This window comes from Pantoea sp. XAF26B01_ASV70 (genome assembly GCF_054512635.1).
In genome coordinates, this window is sequence record NZ_CM137251.1 from 2405454 (window position 1) to 2426245 (window position 20792).

The 20792-nt window shown below is 54.9% G+C and carries 25 protein-coding genes and 1 other annotated feature; of the genes, 10 read left to right on the top strand and 15 right to left on the bottom strand.

Features of this window, described 5'->3' with window-relative positions; all coding sequences use genetic code 11:
• Positions 1-4: 4 nt before the first annotated feature.
• From ACX8ZY_RS11260 to ACX8ZY_RS11320, 13 genes are all read right to left on the bottom strand, one after another.
• Positions 5-463 (bottom strand): C40 family peptidase, encoded by a 459-nt coding sequence (locus ACX8ZY_RS11260; protein WP_010245666.1) that lies wholly within the window; start codon positions 461-463, stop codon positions 5-7.
• Positions 464-531: 68 nt separating this feature from the next.
• On the bottom strand, positions 532-1281 hold the full coding sequence (btuD, locus tag ACX8ZY_RS11265) for a vitamin B12 ABC transporter ATP-binding protein BtuD (RefSeq protein WP_421664965.1): 750 nt from the start codon (positions 1279-1281) through the stop codon (positions 532-534).
• Complete coding sequence (locus ACX8ZY_RS11270; RefSeq protein WP_010670029.1) at positions 1282-1827, bottom strand: glutathione peroxidase; 546 nt, start codon at positions 1825-1827, stop codon at positions 1282-1284.
• A gap of 50 nt (positions 1828-1877) precedes the next feature.
• Positions 1878-2861: a vitamin B12 ABC transporter permease BtuC gene (gene btuC / locus ACX8ZY_RS11275; protein ID WP_033771623.1), complete on the bottom strand. Its 984-nt coding sequence runs from the start codon at positions 2859-2861 to the stop codon at positions 1878-1880.
• Between the two features lie 179 nt (positions 2862-3040).
• A complete protein-coding gene (gene ihfA, locus ACX8ZY_RS11280; RefSeq protein ID WP_003853259.1) occupies positions 3041-3343 on the bottom strand; it encodes an integration host factor subunit alpha in 303 nt (100 codons plus the stop codon).
• 4 nt (positions 3344-3347) lie between these two features.
• Positions 3348-5735 carry a phenylalanine--tRNA ligase subunit beta gene (pheT, locus tag ACX8ZY_RS11285; RefSeq protein ID WP_062757528.1) on the bottom strand — a complete coding sequence of 796 codons (2388 nt, stop codon included), beginning with the start codon at positions 5733-5735 and terminating at the stop codon, positions 3348-3350.
• Between the two features lie 14 nt (positions 5736-5749).
• On the bottom strand, positions 5750-6733 hold the full coding sequence (gene pheS / locus ACX8ZY_RS11290; protein ID WP_010245680.1) for a phenylalanine--tRNA ligase subunit alpha: 984 nt from the start codon (positions 6731-6733) through the stop codon (positions 5750-5752).
• A 71-nt stretch (positions 6734-6804) separates the two neighbouring features.
• Positions 6805-6930 (bottom strand) — a sequence feature (Phe leader region).
• A complete protein-coding gene (gene pheM / locus ACX8ZY_RS11295; RefSeq protein WP_421665378.1) occupies positions 6881-6925 on the bottom strand; it encodes a pheST operon leader peptide PheM in 45 nt (14 codons plus the stop codon). (Overlaps the previous feature by 45 nt.)
• A 117-nt stretch (positions 6931-7047) precedes the next feature.
• Positions 7048-7404 (bottom strand): 50S ribosomal protein L20, encoded by a 357-nt coding sequence (gene rplT, locus ACX8ZY_RS11300; RefSeq protein WP_003853267.1) that lies wholly within the window; start codon positions 7402-7404, stop codon positions 7048-7050.
• A 42-nt stretch (positions 7405-7446) separates the two neighbouring features.
• Positions 7447-7644, bottom strand: coding sequence for a 50S ribosomal protein L35 (gene rpmI, locus ACX8ZY_RS11305; RefSeq protein WP_010245683.1), 198 nt, complete (start codon positions 7642-7644; stop codon positions 7447-7449).
• 99 nt (positions 7645-7743) lie between these two features.
• On the bottom strand, positions 7744-8295 hold the full coding sequence (infC, locus tag ACX8ZY_RS11310) for a translation initiation factor IF-3 (protein ID WP_029519030.1): 552 nt from the start codon (positions 8293-8295) through the stop codon (positions 7744-7746).
• Between the two features lie 3 nt (positions 8296-8298).
• Positions 8299-10227: a threonine--tRNA ligase gene (gene thrS / locus ACX8ZY_RS11315; RefSeq protein WP_010245687.1), complete on the bottom strand. Its 1929-nt coding sequence runs from the start codon at positions 10225-10227 to the stop codon at positions 8299-8301.
• Between the two features lie 246 nt (positions 10228-10473).
• Complete coding sequence (locus ACX8ZY_RS11320) at positions 10474-11235, bottom strand: DUF481 domain-containing protein (protein ID WP_459259908.1); 762 nt, start codon at positions 11233-11235, stop codon at positions 10474-10476.
• A gap of 350 nt (positions 11236-11585) precedes the next feature.
• On the opposite strand from ACX8ZY_RS11320, the gene ghoS reads away from it, so the two are divergent.
• Positions 11586-11903: a type V toxin-antitoxin system endoribonuclease antitoxin GhoS gene (gene ghoS / locus ACX8ZY_RS11325; RefSeq protein WP_163639473.1), complete on the top strand. Its 318-nt coding sequence runs from the start codon at positions 11586-11588 to the stop codon at positions 11901-11903.
• 78 nt (positions 11904-11981) lie between these two features.
• Entirely contained in the window at positions 11982-12875 is an 894-nt protein-coding gene (locus ACX8ZY_RS11330; RefSeq protein WP_033757473.1) for a fructosamine kinase family protein, read from the top strand.
• 12 nt (positions 12876-12887) lie between these two features.
• Here the strand turns inward: ACX8ZY_RS11330 and ACX8ZY_RS11335 are convergent, their stop codons facing one another.
• Positions 12888-13424: a YniB family protein gene (locus ACX8ZY_RS11335; RefSeq protein WP_010245694.1), complete on the bottom strand. Its 537-nt coding sequence runs from the start codon at positions 13422-13424 to the stop codon at positions 12888-12890.
• A 146-nt stretch (positions 13425-13570) separates the two neighbouring features.
• Here ACX8ZY_RS11335 and hxpB point away from each other — a divergent pair, with 146 nt between their 5' ends.
• From hxpB to ACX8ZY_RS11365, 6 genes are all read left to right on the top strand, one after another.
• Positions 13571-14239, top strand: coding sequence for a hexitol phosphatase HxpB (gene hxpB / locus ACX8ZY_RS11340; RefSeq protein ID WP_010670023.1), 669 nt, complete (start codon positions 13571-13573; stop codon positions 14237-14239).
• A gap of 173 nt (positions 14240-14412) precedes the next feature.
• The gene (gene kduI / locus ACX8ZY_RS11345; RefSeq protein WP_010245701.1) at positions 14413-15249 is read left to right on the top strand and encodes a 5-dehydro-4-deoxy-D-glucuronate isomerase; all 837 of its coding nucleotides are present in this window, start codon (positions 14413-14415) and stop codon (positions 15247-15249) included.
• A gap of 16 nt (positions 15250-15265) precedes the next feature.
• Positions 15266-16027: a 2-dehydro-3-deoxy-D-gluconate 5-dehydrogenase KduD gene (kduD, locus tag ACX8ZY_RS11350; protein WP_010245706.1), complete on the top strand. Its 762-nt coding sequence runs from the start codon at positions 15266-15268 to the stop codon at positions 16025-16027.
• Between the two features lie 140 nt (positions 16028-16167).
• A complete protein-coding gene (locus ACX8ZY_RS11355) occupies positions 16168-16758 on the top strand; it encodes a metal-dependent hydrolase (protein WP_010245708.1) in 591 nt (196 codons plus the stop codon).
• Between the two features lie 151 nt (positions 16759-16909).
• Positions 16910-18301, top strand: coding sequence for an L-cystine transporter (locus ACX8ZY_RS11360; RefSeq protein ID WP_010670021.1), 1392 nt, complete (start codon positions 16910-16912; stop codon positions 18299-18301).
• A 188-nt stretch (positions 18302-18489) separates the two neighbouring features.
• The gene (locus tag ACX8ZY_RS11365; protein ID WP_033757987.1) at positions 18490-18882 is read left to right on the top strand and encodes a DUF6515 family protein; all 393 of its coding nucleotides are present in this window, start codon (positions 18490-18492) and stop codon (positions 18880-18882) included.
• 66 nt (positions 18883-18948) lie between these two features.
• Here ACX8ZY_RS11365 and osmE read toward each other — a convergent pair whose 3' ends face one another.
• Complete coding sequence (gene osmE / locus ACX8ZY_RS11370; RefSeq protein ID WP_010245718.1) at positions 18949-19284, bottom strand: osmotically-inducible lipoprotein OsmE; 336 nt, start codon at positions 19282-19284, stop codon at positions 18949-18951.
• A gap of 49 nt (positions 19285-19333) precedes the next feature.
• Here osmE and ACX8ZY_RS11375 point away from each other — a divergent pair, with 49 nt between their 5' ends.
• Together ACX8ZY_RS11375 and ACX8ZY_RS11380 are read left to right on the top strand one after the other, a co-directional pair.
• The gene (locus tag ACX8ZY_RS11375; RefSeq protein WP_182499979.1) at positions 19334-19540 is read left to right on the top strand and encodes a hypothetical protein; all 207 of its coding nucleotides are present in this window, start codon (positions 19334-19336) and stop codon (positions 19538-19540) included.
• Between the two features lie 46 nt (positions 19541-19586).
• Entirely contained in the window at positions 19587-20789 is a 1203-nt protein-coding gene (locus tag ACX8ZY_RS11380; protein ID WP_033757466.1) for a multidrug effflux MFS transporter, read from the top strand.
• Positions 20790-20792 lie beyond the last annotated feature (3 nt).

Consider the following 20792-nt stretch of genomic DNA (forward strand, 5'->3'; position numbering starts at 1 on the left):
GCGTTTAAATACGACGGGCCTGCCAGAACACTTTTCGCCAGTAGACATTGTCGAGCGAGGAGCGGATGACGCCCTGGCTGGTTGAGGCATGAATAAAGGCATTATCGGTGTCATAAATGCCCACATGCAGGCCATTCTCCCCGCGACCGGTTTTGAAGAAGACCAGATCGCCTGGCAGCAGCTCGTCTTTGCTGATTCGGGTGCCGATATCGCTTTGAGCTGAGGTGGTGCGCGGCAGTTGCAGCGCAAATTTATCGCGGAAAGTCAGATAGACAAAGCCGGAGCAGTCAACCCCGTTACGACTCATGCCGCCATAGCGATAAGGCGTCCCACGCCAGTTACCGAGCTGATCGTTCAGTTCCGCAATCACGGTGATCGAATCGGAAAGACGGCCATTAATCGGCGGAGCGTGATGACTGCATCCCGTCAGCAGCAGAACTAAAATCAGCAAACCCAGGCGCATCGCCAAATGTCCTTATCAGAAGTTGCAACCGGCTTAATGTAGCGGTAAAGCCCGCCGGGTAGCAAGTGTCAGGGCAATACGGTCAGCAGCGTGCGTCCTTCGAGTTCAAGCTGCCGGAAAGCAATCTGGTAGAGCGGTGTCAGGCGCTGCGGCGTCAGAACCTCAGCCGGTTCACCCTGGGCTATCAACGCTCCCTTATCCATCAGCCAGACCCGATCCGCCTGTTGCAGGCTGTGGTTGAGGTCGTGACTGCTGGCGATAACGCTGATGCCCGCCGCGCACAGGTCGGCAATCAGATCGTCCACCGCTTTTTGCTGGGCGATATCCAGCGCGGTCATGGGCTCATCAAGGATCAGCAGCCGCCCGTGTGGATTGATGTGGGGATCAATCTGCACACAAACCGCCGCCAGCCTGACGCGCTGCCATTCACCACCGGAGAGCCGGGTCAGTGAACGCGATAACTTATCCTGCAGCTGAAGCCGTTTCAGCAGCTTGCTGAGGCGATCGTCTGTCTGCCCCGCCGCCTGTTTCAGATGCAGACGCAAATAGTGCCAGACCGGCATCTGACTCAGCGGTGCCTGCTGCTGAGGCAGCCAGCCGCGAACCCGGGCCATCGCCGCGCCGTTCCAGTCACTCAGCGGCTGTTCGTCCAGCAGCACCGTGCCGGAGGCGGGTTGCAGTCCCGCAATCACACTGAGTAAGGTGCTTTTGCCTGCACCGTTCGGGCCTGCCACGTGCAGCAGCTGACCGGCGGCAAGCTCACCGGTCAGTGGCAGCAGCCGTCCGGGGACGGCGACCTGTTGCAGGCGCAACAGCATCTATTTTGCCAGCGCCTGCTTAATGGTTTCCAGAATGATCGGATCTTCCGGCGTCATGTCAGGTGCAAAACGCTGGATCACGCTGCCGTCACGGCCAATAAGGAATTTTTCGAAGTTCCACAGGATGTCGCCCTGCTCTTTCGGCGCGCGTCCTTTGCTCTCCATGCGCTCGTAAAAGCCGCTGCCTTCCGGGCGCACCGCGTCAGGTCGGGCCGCAATCAGCTGAGCATAGAGCGGATGACGGCCTGCGCCATTCACCTCGGTTTTGGCAAACATCGGGAACGTGACGCCATACGTGGTGCTGCAGAAGGTTTTAATCTCCTCACTGCTGCCCGGCTCCTGCTCCAGAAACTGGTTGCAGGGAAAACCGAGTACGCTGAAGCCCTGATCCTGCCAGGCTTTCTGCAGGTTCTCCAGCTCTTCATATTGCGGCGTCAGACCACATTTCGAGGCAACATTGACCACCAGCAGTACCTTGCCCTGCCATTGTGACAGCGTGGTTTTTTCCCCATCGAGCGTAACCAGTTCAGTTTGATAAATGTTCATGCTGTTTCCTGTTGTGGATGCTGTTGTGGATGCAGAGTCGCCAGCCGAAGCTAGCGTGAAGATTTCACCAGTAAAATAATAAACAGCGGCGCGCCCAGTGTCGCCGTCACGACGCCTATCGGTAATTCCGCCGACGTCAGCGCCAGACGAGCCACAATATCGGCTGCCAGTAATACACCGGCGCCAGCCAGCGCCGATGCCGGCAGCAGATAACGGTGATCGCTGATGCCGCTCATACGCAGCAGATGCGGGATCACCAGTCCGATAAAGCCAATAGCACCGGCCATCGCGACGCTGATGCCGACCAGCCAGCCCATGGCCAGCACCAGCAGGTTACGCCAGTAGAAGAGAGACAGTCCGAGCTGGCGGGCGGATGTCTCGCCCAGCGCCAGCAGATTAAGAATCTGCCCGGTCGCTCCCAGGGCCAGCATCACCGGCAGCAGCGCCAGCATCATCCAGCCATAGCGCCAGTCAATCCCGCTGAATCCCCCCATCATCCAGTACATCAACTGGCGCAGATCGAGGCTGGTACTGAAGTAGACCGCCCAGGTCATGATGGCACTACAGATAATCCCCAGCGCTACGCCGGTAAGCAATAGCCGGGTGACCGAGAGCTGACGATGGGCAAAATGCAGCAGGATGAGCGTAATTATCAGTGCACCGGCCATCGCCGCCAGCCCAAGGCTCCACAGCGAACCGCTACCCAGCAGCACGCCGAGCACCAGGCCAATACCGGCACCGTTCGAGACGCCGAGCAGGCCGGGCTCCGCCAGCGGATTTGTAAACAGCGCCTGCATCACGACACCGCATACCGCCAGCGACGCACCGACCAGCACCACCGCCAGACTGCGGGGCAGCCGCAACTGCCAGACAAAGAGCCTGCCGCTTTCCGTGAACCAGTCTGAGGGCGCGATCCAGCTGTCACCGGCACACAGGCTGAGACAGAGCAGAGCAGAGAGCATAAGTGCTAACACAATAAGCCATTTCTGGCCGCGCTGGTCGGCCTGGCGCGCGAGCTGGTCGAGCAGAGACATAAGCGGGATTAGCTGAGAAAACAGAGATTTGATTGTAGAGGGATTGCAGAAAAAAGAAAGGCAGATGAGGCGGTTTGCTCTTTGCCGCCAGGGAGATTAACGGGCGCGGGAGGCGGGATTGCTGCGTACTGAAACCATGAAAAAAGGCCGCTTGCGCGGCCTTTTTGAAACGCTGAAATTCAGTCAGTCTCTTTGGGTGTAGCGTTCTCTACGCGGCTTTTCAGCTTCTGTCCTGGGCGGAACGTTACTACGCGACGCGCAGTAATCGGAATATCTTCACCCGTTTTCGGGTTTCTGCCAGGACGCTGGTTTTTGTCACGCAGGTCAAAATTACCAAACCCAGACAGTTTTACCTGTTCTCCATTCTCCAAAGCGCGACGTACCTCTTCGAAAAACAGCTCTACTAACTCTTTGGCATCGCGTTTGCTCAGCCCGAGTTTCTCAAACAGGTACTCTGACATCTCAGCTTTTGTAAGCGCCATAGGTTCAATCCCTCAAGGTTGCCTGGAATCGCTCTTTTAATGCCGCAACGCATTTGCCAACGGTCGCGGCAATCTCCTCTTCTTCGAGTGTCCGGCTGGTATCCTGCAAAATCAGGCTGATTGCGAGGCTCTTGTAGCCCTCAGAAACGCCCTTACCGCGGTACACGTCAAACAAGTTTACGCCAACTACCTGATTTACGCCAACTTTCTTACACTCCGCGATGATATCTGCTGCGGGGACGTTTTCAGCCACCACAACGGCAATATCACGACGGTTCGCCGGGAAGCGAGAAATCTCGCGCGCGTCAGGCAGGACGCGGTCTGCGACCTTATTCCAAAGCAGTTCAAAGACTAAGGTGCGGCCATTGAGATCAAGCTTACGTTCCAGCTCAGGATGAACCACGCCGATAAATCCGATATGTTCATCATGCAAATAAATCGCCGCGCTCTGTCCTGGATGCAACGCCGGATTCGCTTCAGCACGGAAGCTGATGTCATCCAGTTTGCCGGTTAAATCGAGCAGCGATTCTAAATCGCCTTTCAAATCATAGAAGTCAACTGTCTGACGCGCCAGATCCCAGTGCTCTTCAACGCGGTTACCGCTGATGACGCCAGCCAGCATAAGATCCTGACGGATGCCCAAATCTGCCTGGGTATCCGGCACAAAGCGTAAGCCGCTCTCAAACAGGCGCACGCGGCTCTGCTGACGGTTCTGGTTGTAGACTACCGCGCTGAGCAGGCCGGTCCAGAGTGAGAGACGCATGGTCGACATATCGCTGGAGATTGGGCTCGGCAGCAACAGCGCCTCTTCACCCGGGTGCAGCAGCTGCTGAATTTTCGGATCGACGAAACTATAGGTAATCGCTTCCTGATAGCCCTTGTCCACCAGCAGGTTTTTCGCGCGCTTCAGCGACAGATTCGCTTCGCGATGCTGAGTCATCACCAGACCCGCCTGTACCGGCACATCCGGAATGTTGTTGTAGCCGTAAATACGAGCCACTTCTTCAACCAGATCTTCTTCAATCGCCATATCGAAGCGCCAGCTCGGGGCGACGGCCTGCCACTGCCCTTCTCCCACGGTCACTTCACAGCCGAGACGCGTCAGAATGTCAGTCACCTGCTCATCCGCGATCACGTGGCCAATCAGACGGTCCAGCTTTTCACGACGCAGCGTGATCGTCGCTGGCACAGGCAGGGCTGCCTGATGAGTCTGATCGATGATCGGGCCCGCTTCACCGCCGCAGATTGACAGCAGCAGCTGGGTAGCACGCTCCAGCGCGGTGTGTTGCAGCGCCGGGTCAACACCACGCTCGTAGCGATGTGACGCGTCGGTATGCAGACCATGACGACGGGCGCGGCCGGTAATAGAGAGCGGATCAAAGTAAGCGCACTCGAACAGGATATTCTGCGTTTCGCCGTTCACGCCCGAATGTTCGCCACCAAAGATACCAGCCATCGCCAGCGCTTTCTGATGATCGGCGATCACTAAGGTATCACTCTGCAGGCTGGCTTCAGTGCCATCCAGCAGCGTCAGCTTTTCGCCCTCTTTCGCCATACGCACCACGATACCACCGTCGATGCGGTCGAGATCGAAGGCGTGCATCGGCTGACCCAGCTCCAGCAGAACGTAGTTAGTGATATCCACCACCGGATCGATAGAACGAATACCACAACGACGCAGCTTCTCTTTCATCCACAATGGCGTGGCAGCAGCAACGTTTATGCCTTTTACTACACGGCCCAGATAGCGTGGACAGGCTTCTGTCGCATCAACCTGAATCGGGAAAGTGTCGTTCAGCGTCGCAGCGACCGGCTGCATCTCCGGCACGTTCAGTGGCAAACCATTGAGGACGGCGACATCACGGGCGATACCGATAAGACCCAGACAGTCAGCGCGGTTAGGCGTGACGCTGATTTCGATGGTGTTGTCATCAAGCTGCAGGTAGGCGCGGATGTCGGTGCCAATCGGCGCATCGGCTGGCAGTTCGATGATGCCGTTGTGGTCGTCGGAAATCCCCAGCTCGGAGAAAGAGCAGAGCATGCCTTCAGACGGCTCGCCACGCAGTTTGGCCGCTTTGATTTTGAAATCACCTGGCAGCACGGCTCCGACGGTGGCGACCGCGACTTTCAGTCCCTGACGGCAGTTCGGCGCGCCACAGACGATATCCAGCAGGCGATCGCCGCCCACGTTGATTTTGGTCACACGCAGCTTGTCTGCATTCGGGTGCTGGCCGCACTCCACCACTTCCCCGACCACGACGCCGTGGAAGGCACCGGCAACCGGATCAACGCCGTCAACTTCCAGACCGGCCATAGTGATTTGTTCAGACAGCGCAGCGCTGTCCAGGGCTGGATTTACCCATTCGCGTAACCAGAGTTCACTGAATTTCATTGGATATCCTGCCCTTACTTAAATTGTTTGAGGAAACGTAAATCATTTTCAAAGAAGGCACGCAGATCGGTCACGCCGTAGCGCAACATGGTCAGACGCTCCATGCCCATACCAAAGGCGAAACCGGAGTAGACTTCCGGATCGATGCCGACATTGCGCAGCACGTTAGGGTGAACCATGCCGCAACCCAGCACTTCCAGCCACTTGCCGTTTTTACCCATGACGTCAACTTCTGCTGATGGCTCAGTAAACGGGAAATAGGAGGGACGGAAACGAATCTGCAGATCTTCTTCGAAGAAGTTGTTCAGGAAATCGTGCAGCGTGCCTTTCAGGTTGGTAAAGCTGATGTTTTTATCCACAATCAGCCCTTCCATCTGATGGAACATCGGGGTATGGGTCTGATCGTAATCGTTACGGTAGACGCGGCCCGGCGCAATAATGCGAATCGGCGGCTGCTGAGCCTTCATGGTACGGATCTGCACGCCGGACGTCTGGGTACGCAGCAGGCGCGTGGCGTCAAACCAGAAGGTGTCGTGATCAGCACGGGCCGGGTGATGGGCAGGAATATTCAGCGCATCGAAGTTATGATAATCATCTTCAATTTCTGGACCGGTTACGACGCCAAAGCCTAACTCACCAAAGAAGGTCTCAATGCGATCCATGGTGCGGGTTACCGGATGCAGGCCGCCATTCTCAATGCGACGGCCAGGCAGAGAGACATCAATGGTCTCTTCAGCCAGACGGGCATTCAGCACCGCAGCTTCCAGGGCATCTTTGCGCGCATTCAGACGCTCAGTCACCTGCTGCTTCGCTTCATTGATTACCGCACCCGCTGCCGGGCGCTCTTCGGCTGGCAGCTCGCGTAACGTAGTCATCTGCAGTGTCAGATGTCCTTTCTTACCCAGGTATTCGACGCGCACCGCGTCAAGGGCGGCGATATCCGTCGCCCCGTCGATGGCCGCCGTGGCGCTGGCCACCAGTTCTGCGAGTTGGGACATAGTTTCCTCTTTTTCCAGTCAGGCTGGTCAGTTCTCGTTGGGACCTGCCGGTCCAATATGCTAGCGCCAGAAACAAAAAAGCCTCCACGAGGGAGGCTTTTAGCGCGATTTTTCGTTTCTTTTCTTATGCGCAAAAGCCCCTGGATGTCAGGCGCTAAAGTAAAAAAAGAAACAGAAAATAGCAGCGTTCATGCTTGCGGTTACCTTGTCATGCGATACAGGGGGTCTATTGAAATGCTCAGCGCCGGAAATGTCAATCTTTTGCGTAAGTTACAGGCAATAAAAAAGGGAGCAAGCTCCCTTTTCCATCTGACTTACGCCAGGGCTGATTTCGCTTTTTCGACCAGTGCAGAGAATGCCACTTTATCGAATACCGCGATGTCGGCCAGGATCTTACGGTCAATCTCAATGGCTGCTTTTTTCAGACCATTGATGAAACGGCTGTAAGACATGCCGTTCTGACGAGCCGCTGCGTTGATACGCGCGATCCACAGCTGACGGAACTGACGCTTACGTTGACGACGGTCACGGTAAGCATACTGACCAGCTTTGATAACAGCCTGGAAGGCAACGCGGTAAACACGTGAACGTGCACCGTAATAGCCTTTAGCTTGTTTTAAGATTTTTTTGTGACGTGCGCGAGCAACTACACCACGTTTTACACGAGCCATTTAGCTCTCCTGTTTAATATTCTGATTTAATGAAAAAATTACTTATGCGTACGGCAGGCAGGCAATTACCAGACCCAGATCGCCTTTTGACACCATGCCTTTAGGGCGCAGGTGACGTTTACGCTTAGTAGATTTTTTGGTCAGAATATGACGCAGGTTTGCGTGTTTACGCTTGAAGCCGCCAGAAGCGGTCTTGCGGAAGCGCTTAGCCGCACCACGTACAGTTTTAATCTTTGGCATTTTAAAAATATCCACTTCGCATTGTTAATAACATGACCCAGACAGGCGAACAGTTAACCGCACAGCGCGAACGCTGCGCGGTTAGTGTTACTTGAAAGCCTACTGTTTCTTCTTAGGAGCGAGCACCATGATCATCTGGCGGCCTTCGATCTTCGAAGGGAAGGATTCGACAATGGCCAAATCCAGATCTTCACACAGGTCTTTACGGACGCGGTTAAGCACTTCCATACCGATCTGCTGGTGCGCCATCTCACGACCGCGGAAACGCAGCGTGATTTTGGCTTTATCGCCTTCTTCCAGAAAGCGAATCAGGTTGCGTAGTTTGACCTGATAGTCGCCATCATCGGTTCCAGGACGGAATTTGATTTCCTTAACCTGAATAACTTTTTGCTTCTTCTTCTGTTCCTTAGAAGATTTGCTTTTTTCATAGAGGAACTTGCCGTAATCCATGATGCGGCAGACCGGCGGTTCGGCATTCGGGCTGATTTCGACTAAGTCGCCGCCCGCTTCCTCGGCTTTTTCCAAAGCTTCGCGTAATGTGACAATGCCAATCGGCTCGCCATCCATGCCTGTTAAGCGCACTTCAGTTGCGCGGATTTCACTGTTGATTTTGTTCGGACGCGTCGGTAGTACTCGTTTTCCGCCTTTAATACTTTATTCCTCCAATTGTTGAAGATTTCGGCTGCGAATCTCTTGTTGAAGTTTCTCAACAAACACATCGACATCCATCGACCCAAGGTCTTTACCACGGCGGGTGCGAACGGCAACTTTGCCAGATTCCACCTCTTTATCACCGCAGACCAACATATAAGGGACGCGACGTAATGTGTGCTCGCGGATTTTAAAGCCTATCTTCTCATTTCTCAAGTCTGCCTTCACACGAATGCCAGCATTCTGCAGCTTACGCGTCAAAGACTCAACATATTCTGCTTGTCCGTCGGTAATATTCATTACCACGACTTGCAGCGGTGCCAGCCAGGTTGGGAAGAAACCGGCGAATTCTTCGGTCAGAATACCGATGAAACGCTCCATTGACCCCAGAATCGCACGGTGAATCATCACTGGCGTCTGACGATCATTGTTTTCACCCACGTAGGTTGCTTCAAGGCGTTTTGGCAGGGAGAAGTCTAGCTGAACTGTTCCGCACTGCCAGGCGCGATCAAGACAATCGTACAAAGTAAACTCAATTTTAGGACCGTAGAACGCGCCTTCGCCTGGCTGGAACTCAAACTCAATATTGTTTTCGTTCAGCGCCGCAGCCAGATCTTCCTCGGCACGATCCCACATCTCATCCGTACCGATGCGCTTCTCAGGACGGGTGGATAACTTCACCACAATCTTTTCAAAACCGAAGGTGCTGTACATGTCATAAACCATGCGGATACAGCTGTTCACTTCGTCACGCACCTGCTCTTCAGTACAGAAGACGTGTGCATCATCCTGGGTAAAGCCACGAACACGCATCAGGCCGTGCAGTGCGCCTGAGGGTTCATTACGGTGACAGCTGCCGAACTCTGCCATACGCAGCGGCAGGTCACGGTAGGATTTCAGACCCTGATTAAAGATCTGAACATGCCCAGGACAGTTCATCGGTTTGATGCAATATTCACGGTTCTCAGATGAGGTGGTGAACATTGCTTCTTTATAGTTTTCCCAGTGCCCGGTTTTTTCCCACAGGACGCGATCCATCATGAATGGACCTTTAACTTCCTGGTACTGGTACTCTTTTAACTTGCTGCGGACAAACACTTCCAGCTCGCGGAAGATGGTCCAGCCGTCATTATGCCAGAAGACCATGCCTGGTGCTTCTTCCTGCATGTGGTAGAGATCCAGCTGCTTACCAATCTTACGATGGTCACGCTTCGCCGCCTCTTCCAGACGCTGCAGATAGGCTGCCAGCTGCTTTTTGTCTGCCCATGCGGTGCCATAAATACGCTGCAGCATTTTGTTGTTGCTGTCGCCGCGCCAGTAGGCACCGGAGATCTTCTGCAGTTTAAAATGATGGCAGAACCGCATGTTCGGCACGTGCGGACCGCGGCACATGTCGACATATTCTTCGTGATGATACAGGCCAGGCTTATCGTCATGGCTGATGTTTTCATCAAGAATGGTGGTCTTGTAAATTTCGCCGCGCGCCGCAAAGACGTCGCGAGCTTCCTGCCAGCTGACCTTCTTCTTCACCACATCGTAGTTGGTTTCAGCCAACTGATGCATGCGTTTTTCCAGCAGGTCGATATCTTCCTGGGTCAGGGTACGATCGATGTCGACATCATAATAGAAGCCGTTATCAATGACCGGGCCAATCGCCATTTTGGTATCCGGCCACAGCTGTTTAATCGCATGCCCTAACAGGTGCGCACAGGAGTGACGGATGATTTCCAGACCCGCTTCATCTTTAGCGGTAATGATCGCTACGGCGGCATCTTCAGTGATGGGATCAACAGCATCAACCAGTTCACCGTTAACACGGCCAGCGATACAGGCTTTCGCCAGCCCAGGACCGATGTCCAGCGCAATATCCATCACACTGACAGGGCGGTCAAACACGCGCTGGCTGCCATCAGGAAGCGTAATTACAGGCATTTCATATCCTTATTTGCAGTGGTAAGCCACACGAAAGCCTACATGCAACGTAATGTAAAATTAGTGACCCGGCGTGATATCAGACCCACATTGTCGGAATGTCGCCAGGATTGCAGTGCGGGGCTGATGATAGCAGTTTTCCCCGGCGAGAAAAACCCATGCCTTTTTCGCTAAGCCCTGGAGAAATCAAAAAAAAGCGGCCTGACACACTGTCAGGCCGCTGTGAATGCTGCTGCAAAAATGCGCTTACATTGCGTAAGAGAGCATGATTGAGGTTTTGGTATCGGTACGATCAGGTGCCGATTCCGGCGGATTGTTGTTCCAGCTGACGTTGTAAGCCAGCTTCAGCGCGAAGTGGCTGTTGATCGCCACCTGCAGACCGGTTTCGGAGTTCACCGTGGTGTCTTCTCCAAAGCTGCTCAGCACTGACACGCCCTGAATAAATTTAGTGGTGTCGGTCAGCTGCCACTGATAGCTGACTGCGCCATAGCCCAGCGCTTTGGTCTGATGACCACCCGCGTGATAATCGTCATAACGTACACCCGGACCCAATTCCGCACGCAGCGAGTGCACCGGTCCATTCAGAATCTGACGACCGTAACCGGCTGTCAGCACGTCGCGTGAATCGTAACCATTGAAACGATCGCTTAACCAGCTCGCCTGTCCAAACAGGTAGTCATACGAGTTGAGGTTGTAACGTGAACGACCACCGATGTTGTAAGTTTCAGAAGAGCGCTCATCGTTTGACGAGGTGTTGGCTGCGTTACCCCACAAGCTGTAAGCCATAAATGACTGATACCAGGTCATATTGGTCTGAGCCGTCATTGATGAACTGGTGGTGTTACCGGTTTGCGCCAGATATCCCGCAGCAGCAGAACCTTCAAACGGCTTTTTAGCTGTTGAAGGGTCATCCATTGACGTAAATACGGCGTTATCGGCCATTGCCTGGTGACAAAAAGCTCCGGCGGAGAGCAAAAGAACAGCAGACAGCTTGTTATAGGCTTTCATTAAATGTGATCCGTGCGACTGTTTAAAAAACGGAGAGTCTGAAGCGTTTTGCCGGGCATTCAATGCAATTTACGGTAAGTTTTGTAAAAAATTATTAACTTACACAAAATGCCTGGAATCACCCTGACAACCCCTGTTAATTGGGACTCATCTTATTAACGTCGCGCATTATAGTGCTGCCCAAACGAAAAGCCAGACGCAACGGCAGAAGATTTTTACGTTATGCTGCTGGCTCCTGACACGAATTTACGCTATGCATCACGTCACACACGCAGCATCTCCTTCATAATTCGCCTGATTTTTCACCATGGTCTACGCTCAGTTCAGTTTCCCTTCCCCGGAGGTGCCTCATGAGTAACACCTTAACCCGCTATATCGTGACCTTTCATTATCAGGAGTCGGGCTTAAGTGACATCCTGGAGCTGACCAGCGCAATGACCGCCGCAGGTTTCACGACCACGATGACAGATGACGACGGCCATCCGCATGAACTCGGTACGAACAGCTATGGCATCGTCAGCAGGCTGGAGGCTGAGGATCTGCGGCAGCAGGTCACTGCGGCCGGTGAAAGCGCGCTGGGTCAGGAACCCGAGGTGACCGTCACGACCTTCGAAGAGTATCTGCGCGATGCTGCCGATCATCGCCCTGCCACCTCAGCGCCAGAATAAAGGGTGCAATTGCGCGGTTTTTGGTGAATATTTACGCAATACAATCGAACTTACGCAGCGAATAACGAGGATAGCCCAATGTGGTCAGCCATTAGTCGTCTGTTAAGCGAGCAGTTAGGCAACGCCGAAATCACTCAACGTCACGCCCTCGCGGGGGGTGATATCCATCCCACCTGGCAGATCCGCTACGGTGATCACGACGTCTTCGTCAAAAGTAACAGCCGCGATATGCTGTCGCTCTTTACCTGGGAAGCAGACCAGCTGGATTTGCTGGCGCGCACCGGCACGGTTCGGGTGCCTAAAGTCTATGGTGTGGGTCATCATCGCGAGGAGAGCTTTCTGCTGCTGGAATATATCAGGCCACAGCCGCTTGATGAGCAGAGTGCATATCAGCTCGGTCAGCAACTGGCGCATCTGCATCAGTGGAGCGAGCAGACGCAGTTCGGCCTCGATTTCGACAATAACATCACCACGACGCCCCAACCCAATAGCTGGCTGCGACGCTGGTCGGTTTTTTTTGCTGAACAGCGCATTGGCTGGCAGCTGCAACTGGCAGCGGAAAAGGGAATTCAGTACGGGGATACAGAGCTGATCGTTGCCTGCGTGCAGCGGGTGCTCGCGTCACATCATCCGCAGCCGTCGCTGCTGCATGGCGATCTCTGGCCGGCTAACTGCGCCAGCAGTGAGAGTGGCCCCTGGCTGTTCGACCCTGCCTGCTACTGGGGCGACCGTGAGTGCGATTTAGCCATGCTGAGCTGGTACCCTGACCTGCCTCGCCAGATTTACGACGGTTATCAGGCGGTGTGGCCGCTACCGGATGGTTTTTCGCAGCGTCTGCCGGTCTACCAGCTCTACTATCTGCTCAACCGGGCTAACGTCTTTGGCGGGCACTGGCCAGGCGATGCACAGTTCGCCATTGGCCAGTTGCTGGATGAGGATGCGCTGGGCGCCAGTCAGGCCAGACCGGCCTGACAAAGCTCGCGGTCAGATAAAGCCCAGCAGCGACAGCGCAAAATAACCGGCTATCGCAATCACCACCGGCAGGACATAGAGCGGGAAGATCTGCAGGAAGATGGTGTGGCGAGGTACGCGCACCTTCTCTTCCAGTTGCTGACGGCTACGCCCTTCACTGCCTTTTGCCTGCTCCAGAATCATCTGATCCTCAATGCCTTCTTTGACGTGACGCGCCTGACGTCCCATCCGCGCGCCTGACGACTCCAGCGCCAGCCCGACAAAAATCAGAATGTAGATTAGCCAGAAACCCAGGTTCATCTGACCGTTAAATTCCGGTACCGGCGAGTTATGCCAGAAGACATTCAGGAATGGCGTGTTAAAGCGCAGCATGTCGACGATGACGTGGACGAAATCGAGCATGACGGCATCAATGCCTGGCTGCTTTTCGCTATGCTTAAACATAAAGCTCAATACAGAAATAATGGTCGACAGCAGCGCCACTAAAAAGAGCACCCAGCCTGCCACTCGCTTGAGGATGGCGATACGGCCAGCCTGTTGATAGGTCATAATATCTCCTGAACCCGGAATCCAATTTGCCGTCAGTTTACCTGCCAACGGTGAAATTTCCCAAATAAAGCGTGGCCTGTCGGGCAGAGCGTGCGCCAGCAAAGAATGATGTTAAGGTAAAGCTGACTTTAAAAGGAGACCCCCTGATGCCTTATCACCGCCCTGTCCTTGCTGCCCTGTTTGATATGGATGGCTTACTGATCGATTCTGAACCTCTGTGGGATCAGGCTGAGCTGGATATCTTTTCAACGCTGGATGTTGACCTGTCACGTCGCAGTGAAATGCCCGATACCCTGGGTCTGCGCATCGATCAGACTGTACGGATGTGGTACGAAACGCTGCCGTGGCATGGCCCCTCTCAGCAGGAGGTCACTGAGCGGATTATTACGCGCGCCATGACGCTGGTGGATCAGACGCGGCCACTGCTGCCGGGCGTGGAAACGGCGCTGCAACTGTGCCGGGAACAGGGGCTGAAAATCGGCCTTGCCTCCGCATCACCGCTAAAGATGCTGGAACAAGTGCTGGAGATCTTCAATCTGCGCCCTTATTTCGATGTGCTGGCTTCAGCAGAAGCGCTGCCCTACAGCAAGCCCCATCCGCAGGTCTATCTCAACGCCGCCGCCAGCCTGGCAATCGATCCGCTCAACTGCGTCACGCTGGAAGATTCGTTTAACGGCATGATAGCCACCAAAGCAGCGCGTATGCGATCGATTGTGGTGCCCGCCGCTGAACACCGTGACGATCCCCGCTGGACGCTGGCGGATGTCCGGCTGGACAATCTGACCCAGCTTAGCCTGCAGCATCTGCAGGGATAATAACAGCCCGCTTATGGCGGGCTTTTTATTGCCTGTTGCACCTGTCACTTGATCTGACCCGCAAAAAATAAAACAACGTTTCATTTTTATTGAATTCCCATCCCGCTCTGCCTAAGATGCCAAAAGCGTCCCCGTTTGGGGCATGAATAACCTGACCTGCAGAGAGGCCTGAGATGGACGTTCGTCAAAGCATTCACAGCGATCACGCTAAGCAACTCGACACTGAAGCACTGCGCCGCGAGTTCCTGATTGAGAAGATATTTACTGCCGATGATTACACCCTGACCTACAGCCATATCGACCGCATCATTATTGGCGGCGTCATGCCGGTGAATAATCCGGTCACTATCGGTGATGAGATGGGAAAACAGCTGGGCGTCGCTTATTTTCTTGAACGCCGCGAGCTGGGTATGATCAATATTGGCGGCCCGGGTCTGGTAGAAGTTGACGGTAAAGCGTGGGAAATCGGTCACGAAGAGGCACTTTACATCGGCAAAGGTGCGCGCAACCTGCTGTTCCGCAGCCTGAACCCGGCACAGCCGGCCAAATTCTATTACAACAGTGCGCCAGCACACAGCACCTTCCCGGACAAGAAGATCACGCTGCAGGAAGCGGCCACCGCGACGCTGGGTGATGCCGCGACCTCCAATCGCCGCACCATTAACAAATTTATCGTGCCGGATGTGTTGCCCACCTGCCAGCTCACCATGGGCTTAACCAAACTGGATGAAGGCAGCCTGTGGAACACCATGCCCTGCCACACCCACGAACGCCGCATGGAAGTCTATTTCTACTTCGATATGAGCGAAGAGTGCGCCGTCTTCCACATGATGGGGCAACCGCAGCAAACCCGCCATCTGCTGGTACACAACGAGCAGGCGGTGATCTCACCCAGCTGGTCAATTCACGCCGGTGTCGGCACCCAGCGTTACACCTTTATCTGGGGCATGGTGGGTGAGAATCAGGTCTTTGATGACATGGACCACGTCAAAATCAGTGAACTGCGCTGAGCAGAGGAGAAATACCATGGTACTGAGTACGTTTAACCTGGAAGGTAAAGTCGCGCTGGTGACCGGCTGTAATACCGGTTTAGGGCAAGGTATGGCGCTGGGTCTGGCCCAGGCGGGTTGTGATATCGTCGGCGTTAATCGTGATGGCCCGGATGATACCCAAAGTAAAGTGGAGGCGCTGGGTCGCCGGTTCTGGCCGGTACAGGCCGATCTGATGCAGACCAGCGTGGTGGCCTCAGTGGTTGAACAGGCGCTGGCCGCTGCCGGTAAAATTGACATTCTGGTCAACAATGCCGGCATTATCCGCCGTGAGGACGCACTGAATTTCAGCGAGCAGGACTGGGATGACGTGATGAATCTTAACAGCAAGAGCCTGTTTTTCCTGTCGCAGCAGGTTGCCCGTCAGTTTATCGCGCAGGGTAATGGCGGCAAGATCATCAATATCGCCTCCATGCTCTCCTTCCAGGGCGGTATCCGCGTGCCCTCTTATACGGCGTCGAAAAGTGCCGTGATGGGACTGACCCGTCTGATGGCGAACGAGTGGGCAAAACATGGCATTAACGTCAATGCCATCGCTCCCGGTTACATGGCCACCAACAATACGGAACAGCTTCGTAATGATGAGTCGCGCAGTGAAGAGATTCTGGGGCGTATTCCGGCAGGCCGCTGGGGCGTGCCGGATGACATGATGGGCCCGGTAGTCTTCCTGGCCTCTTCCGCGTCTGACTACGTGAATGGCTACACCCTGGCGGTGGATGGCGGCTGGCTGGCGCGTTAATCTTACTGGCGGACAGGGTTTCATCGCTGTCCGCCTTGTTAATAATATTCATGCTTCGTTACAGCGTCACATGTTCTCATTTACTGGATAAATCCCTATACTGGATGCATCGACAGTTTTCTTTGCAACCAGGTTCTATCATGACGGGCGAAGGCCACATCATTTTTGCCATTGCCAGCGCTATCTTTGCGAAGCGTGCTGAGCTGACACCAGTGCTGGCGCAGGCCGACTGGTGGCATCTTGTTCCCTCAGCGCTGCTGACATGTCTGTTGCCCGATATCGATCACCCTAAATCTCTGCTGGGACAGCGACTGCGCTGGCTCTCTCATCCTATTGCGCGCGCGTTCGGCCATCGCGGCTTTACCCACAGTTTGCTGGCGATAGCCGCCGGTTTATGGCTTTTTCAGATAAACCTGCCCCAGTCGTCGCCGATACCGCCTGATGTCCTGCAGGGTCTGACGCTGGGCTACCTTAGCCATATTGTGGCCGATATGCTGACGCCTGCCGGGGTTCCGCTGCTGTGGCCCTGCCGCTGGCGCTTCCGGCTGCCGATTCTGCGCAGTCAGAAAGGCAACCAGCTTGAACGGGCGTTGTGCCTGGGACTGGTGGGATATGCGCTCTGGTTTCCGGTGGGCATGCCATCTTTTGGTGCAAACGGCTGGCCGTCACAGCTGTTCGATACGCTACAAAATGGCGTCGGACGGTTGATTTCCAGTCATACTGCGCAATAAATCAGCACAAAACGCCTTTAAGTTATAAACCATGCCATTTGGATATAAGGCACCCTCTTCGCCTGCTGTTACCATTCCTGCTGTCTTAATTCGTGATTAACATTATGCGGCCTTTCCAGAGCGAAAGGCCGCATTACTCTGGAGTTTCAGTATGGACCTTCCTCTTACGCTTAATATCGTAGCCTTTGTGGTGCTGCTGGTATTGCTCTCTCGCTTCAGCCGTCAGAACTGGAGCCTGTCGAAGAAAGTGCTGACCGGTCTGGTAATCGGCGTACTGTTCGGCCTGGTTTTGCAGTTGATCTACGGCGAAAACAGCGCAGTGGTCAAAGAGTCTATCAGCTGGTTTAACATCGTCGGTAATGGCTATGTCCAGTTGCTGCAGATGGTCGTAATGCCGCTGGTGTTCGTTTCCATTCTGAGTGCGGTCGCCCGTCTGCATAACGCCTCGTCGCTGGGGAAAATCAGCGTACTGACGATTGGCGTACTGCTGTTTACCACCGCGATCTCGGCGCTGGTCGGCGTCTTTGTGACCGGCCTGTTTGGCCTGAGCGCAGAAGGTCTGGTTCAGGGCGTGCAGGAGACTGCGCGTCTCAGTGCGATTCAGAGCAACTATGTCGGCAAAGTGGCTGACCTGACCGTGCCGCAACTGGTGCTCTCCTTTATCCCGAAAAACCCGTTTGCCGATCTGACCGGAGCCAGTCCGACCTCGATTATCAGCGTCGTTATCTTCGCCGCCTTCCTGGGTGTAGCTGCACTGCAGTTGCTGAAAGATGATGAAGTTAAAGGTCAGCGCGTGCTGGTCGCGATCGATACGCTGCAGTCCTGGGTCATGAAGCTGGTGCGTTTAGTGATGAAGCTGACACCTTATGGTGTGCTGGCGCTGATGACCAAAGTGGTTGCCGGTTCTAACCTGCAGGACATCATCAAGCTGGGCAGCTTTGTGGTCGCCTCTTACCTCGGTCTGGCCATCATGTTTGGTGTCCACGCCCTGCTGCTGTCGGTAAATGGTATCAACCCGATGCGCTTCTTCCGTAAAGTGTGGCCGGTTATTACCTTCGCCTTTACCAGCCGCTCCAGCGCAGCCAGCATTCCGCTGAGCGTGGAAACCCAGACCCGTCGTCTTGGCGTGCCTGAGTCGATTGCCAGCTTCGCGGCCTCTTTTGGTGCCACTATCGGCCAGAACGGCTGTGCCGGTCTCTATCCAACCATGCTGGCAGTGATGGTTGCGCCAACCGTCGGGATCAACCCGTTTGACCCGCTGTGGATTGCGACGCTGGTCGGGATCGTGACGCTGAGCTCAGCAGGCGTTGCCGGTGTCGGCGGTGGTGCAACCTTCGCGGCGCTGATTGTCCTGCCTGCGATGGGCCTGCCGGTCACCCTGGTGGCGCTGCTGATCTCCATTGAGCCGCTGATCGATATGGGTCGTACAGCCCTGAACGTCAACGGTTCCATGACCGCCGGTTCTCTCACCAGTCGCTGGTTAGGTCTGACCGATAAGCGCGTCCTGGAAAGCGACGACAACGCCGAACTGGCGCACCGCTAATCTGCTTTGAACCTGGCGCGCCCGCGCCAGGTTATTCCCGCCCTTCTTCTCCATAATCCCCCCCATTAATGGCAACGCCGTTAAGAAAGCGTTAAGCATGGTAAACAGGCGAAAAATCGCCGCTTTAGTGCTTGTCTTTGCCCGATAAAAAGCGAATTCTGCAGCCAGTCTTATGAGGAGAACACCTGATGAAAAAGATAATCGCCTCGCTTCTGACGCTGACGCTTTTGACACCCGCTCTGGCTTTCGCTCATCCTGGCGACTGGGGCCCGCCGGGTGGATGGGATCGCCATGGCGGCCACGGGCCACACTGGGGCGGACCCGGACCGGTGCGCTTTTTGCCTGAAGCCGCAACCGCGGTGCTGATAGGCGGACTGACCTACTATCTGCTCAACGGCAATTATTATCAGCGTCACGGCGATGAGTATGTGGTGGCAGAGCCGCCTGCAGAGTCGCGGGTCAGCAGTGAAATGCGGGTACTCGACTTTAACGGCAAACGCTTCTATGTGCAGGCTGGCCACTTCTACCAGCGGCAGATAGATGGCGATTATGTTGAGGTGCCGCGTCCGGCAGGTTTGTAGTCAGTGCCACAACGAAAAACGGCCCGTCATAATGACGGGCCGTTTGCTATTCAGGGGTGCTAAGAGTTACTGCTGAACCTGCGGATCGGTGTCATATTCCGCACAGCTCTGGAAGCCGTAGTTCATGACACGGCCGGTGTCGTTATAGCTCACGAAGTAAGTCTGAGCTTTACCGTCGCGCTGACCCAGTACATAAGTCTGGCAGGTGCCGCGCGCGTGAACCATGGTGATTTCAGTCGAAGGCGTACCGGCGATCTGACGAACCTGATCACGGGTCATACCCTTTTTAACATCCTTTACCACTGGCTTAGTCACGTAGCTTTCCGCACGATCGTAAGTCGTACAACCAGACAGTGCAGCCAGTGTCAGCGCCGCAGCGATACATCCCATCACTTTATTCATCTTGTTGTTCCTCATTTATTGTCCATGTGGAAACAAGCCTGGAACATAAATGCTGATTTATCAAGTTTATGACGAACAATTAGTGGCCTGCCAAATGTCAGGATTTCGTAAAGAAGGCTGTTTTGCTGTCAACGCAGACGTATACTGCCCGGCAAAACAGGTACCCGATAGCGCCCCGTTTTCAGAGACCACACCGTCATCCGCGCAGTCGCAGATCGGCGTAAATGTCACGTTACCGGACGCTGTTTTTCACTGACTTACCCGCTTTCTGTTTACCCCATCGCTGACAATCCCGAGGATAAATGACCCCTGTACACTCCAATCGTCTGGTTTATGCCATTACGCTGGGCCTGCTGGCCGCACTGGGCCCGCTCTGCATCGACCTCTATTTGCCTGCACTGCCACAAATGGCCCAGGACCTGCACACTGAAACCGCTACCGCGCAGCTGAGTCTGACCGCTGGCCTGTTAGGTCTCGGCTTTGGCCAGCTGCTCTTTGGCCCGATGAGCGATAAGTTCGGCCGCCTGCGCCCGCTGACCCTGTCACTGGTGTTGCTATTTATCGCCTCGATGGGCTGTGCGCTGGCGCAGGATATTAACCAGCTGCTGCTGGCGCGGCTGTTCGAAGGGTTAGCAGGTGCGGGCGGTGCGGTGCTGTCACGGGCAATTGCACGCGATATGTACAGCGGCCATGAGCTGACGCGATTCTTCGCTCTGCTGATGCTAGTCAACGGTCTGGCACCGATCGGTGCACCGGTATTAGGCGGCGTGCTGATGACGATTTTAAACTGGCGCGGCATCTTCATGGTGCTGGGCGGCATTGCCATTCTGCTGATCCTGCTGGCGCGCTGGAAGCTGCATGAAACCCTGCCTGAGGCACGCCGCAGTAAAGGATCAATATTCTCCGCCTACGCGGCATTGGGTCAGGTGATTACCCATCGCCCCTTCATGGGCTTCTGCCTGACCCAGGGATTTATGATGTCCGGCATGTTCGCCTACATCGGTGCCTCGCCGTTCGTGCTGCAGCAACTCTATGGTCTTTCGCCCCAGGCCTTTAGCTTCTGCTTTGCGGCCAACGGGTTTGGCCTGGTGATTGCTTCACAGACCAGCGCCCGCCTCTGTCCATTGTGGGGCGAATATCGGGTGCTGAAAGGCGGACTGACGCTGGCCTTTGTTGCCTCCAGCCTGCTGCTGCTGGCCGCGCTGCTGCATGCTCCCTTAGCGCTGCTGCTGGTGGCACTGTTCTTTACCATTGCCAGCAACGGCGTTATCGCTACCACCGCCTCGTCCCTGGCGATGCAGAGTCAGGGCCATCGCGCTGGTAGCGCCTCCGCGGTGATTGGCGTCACGATGTTCACGCTGGGTGCGATTACTGTGCCGATTACCGGCATCGGTGGCACCTCGGTGCTGAGCATGTGCGCCACCATTTTTGGCTGCTTTATGACGGCGATTCTGATGTTTACCGTGCTGGCGAAAAAACCGCTGCCGCAGGTAAAAACTCACTGATTT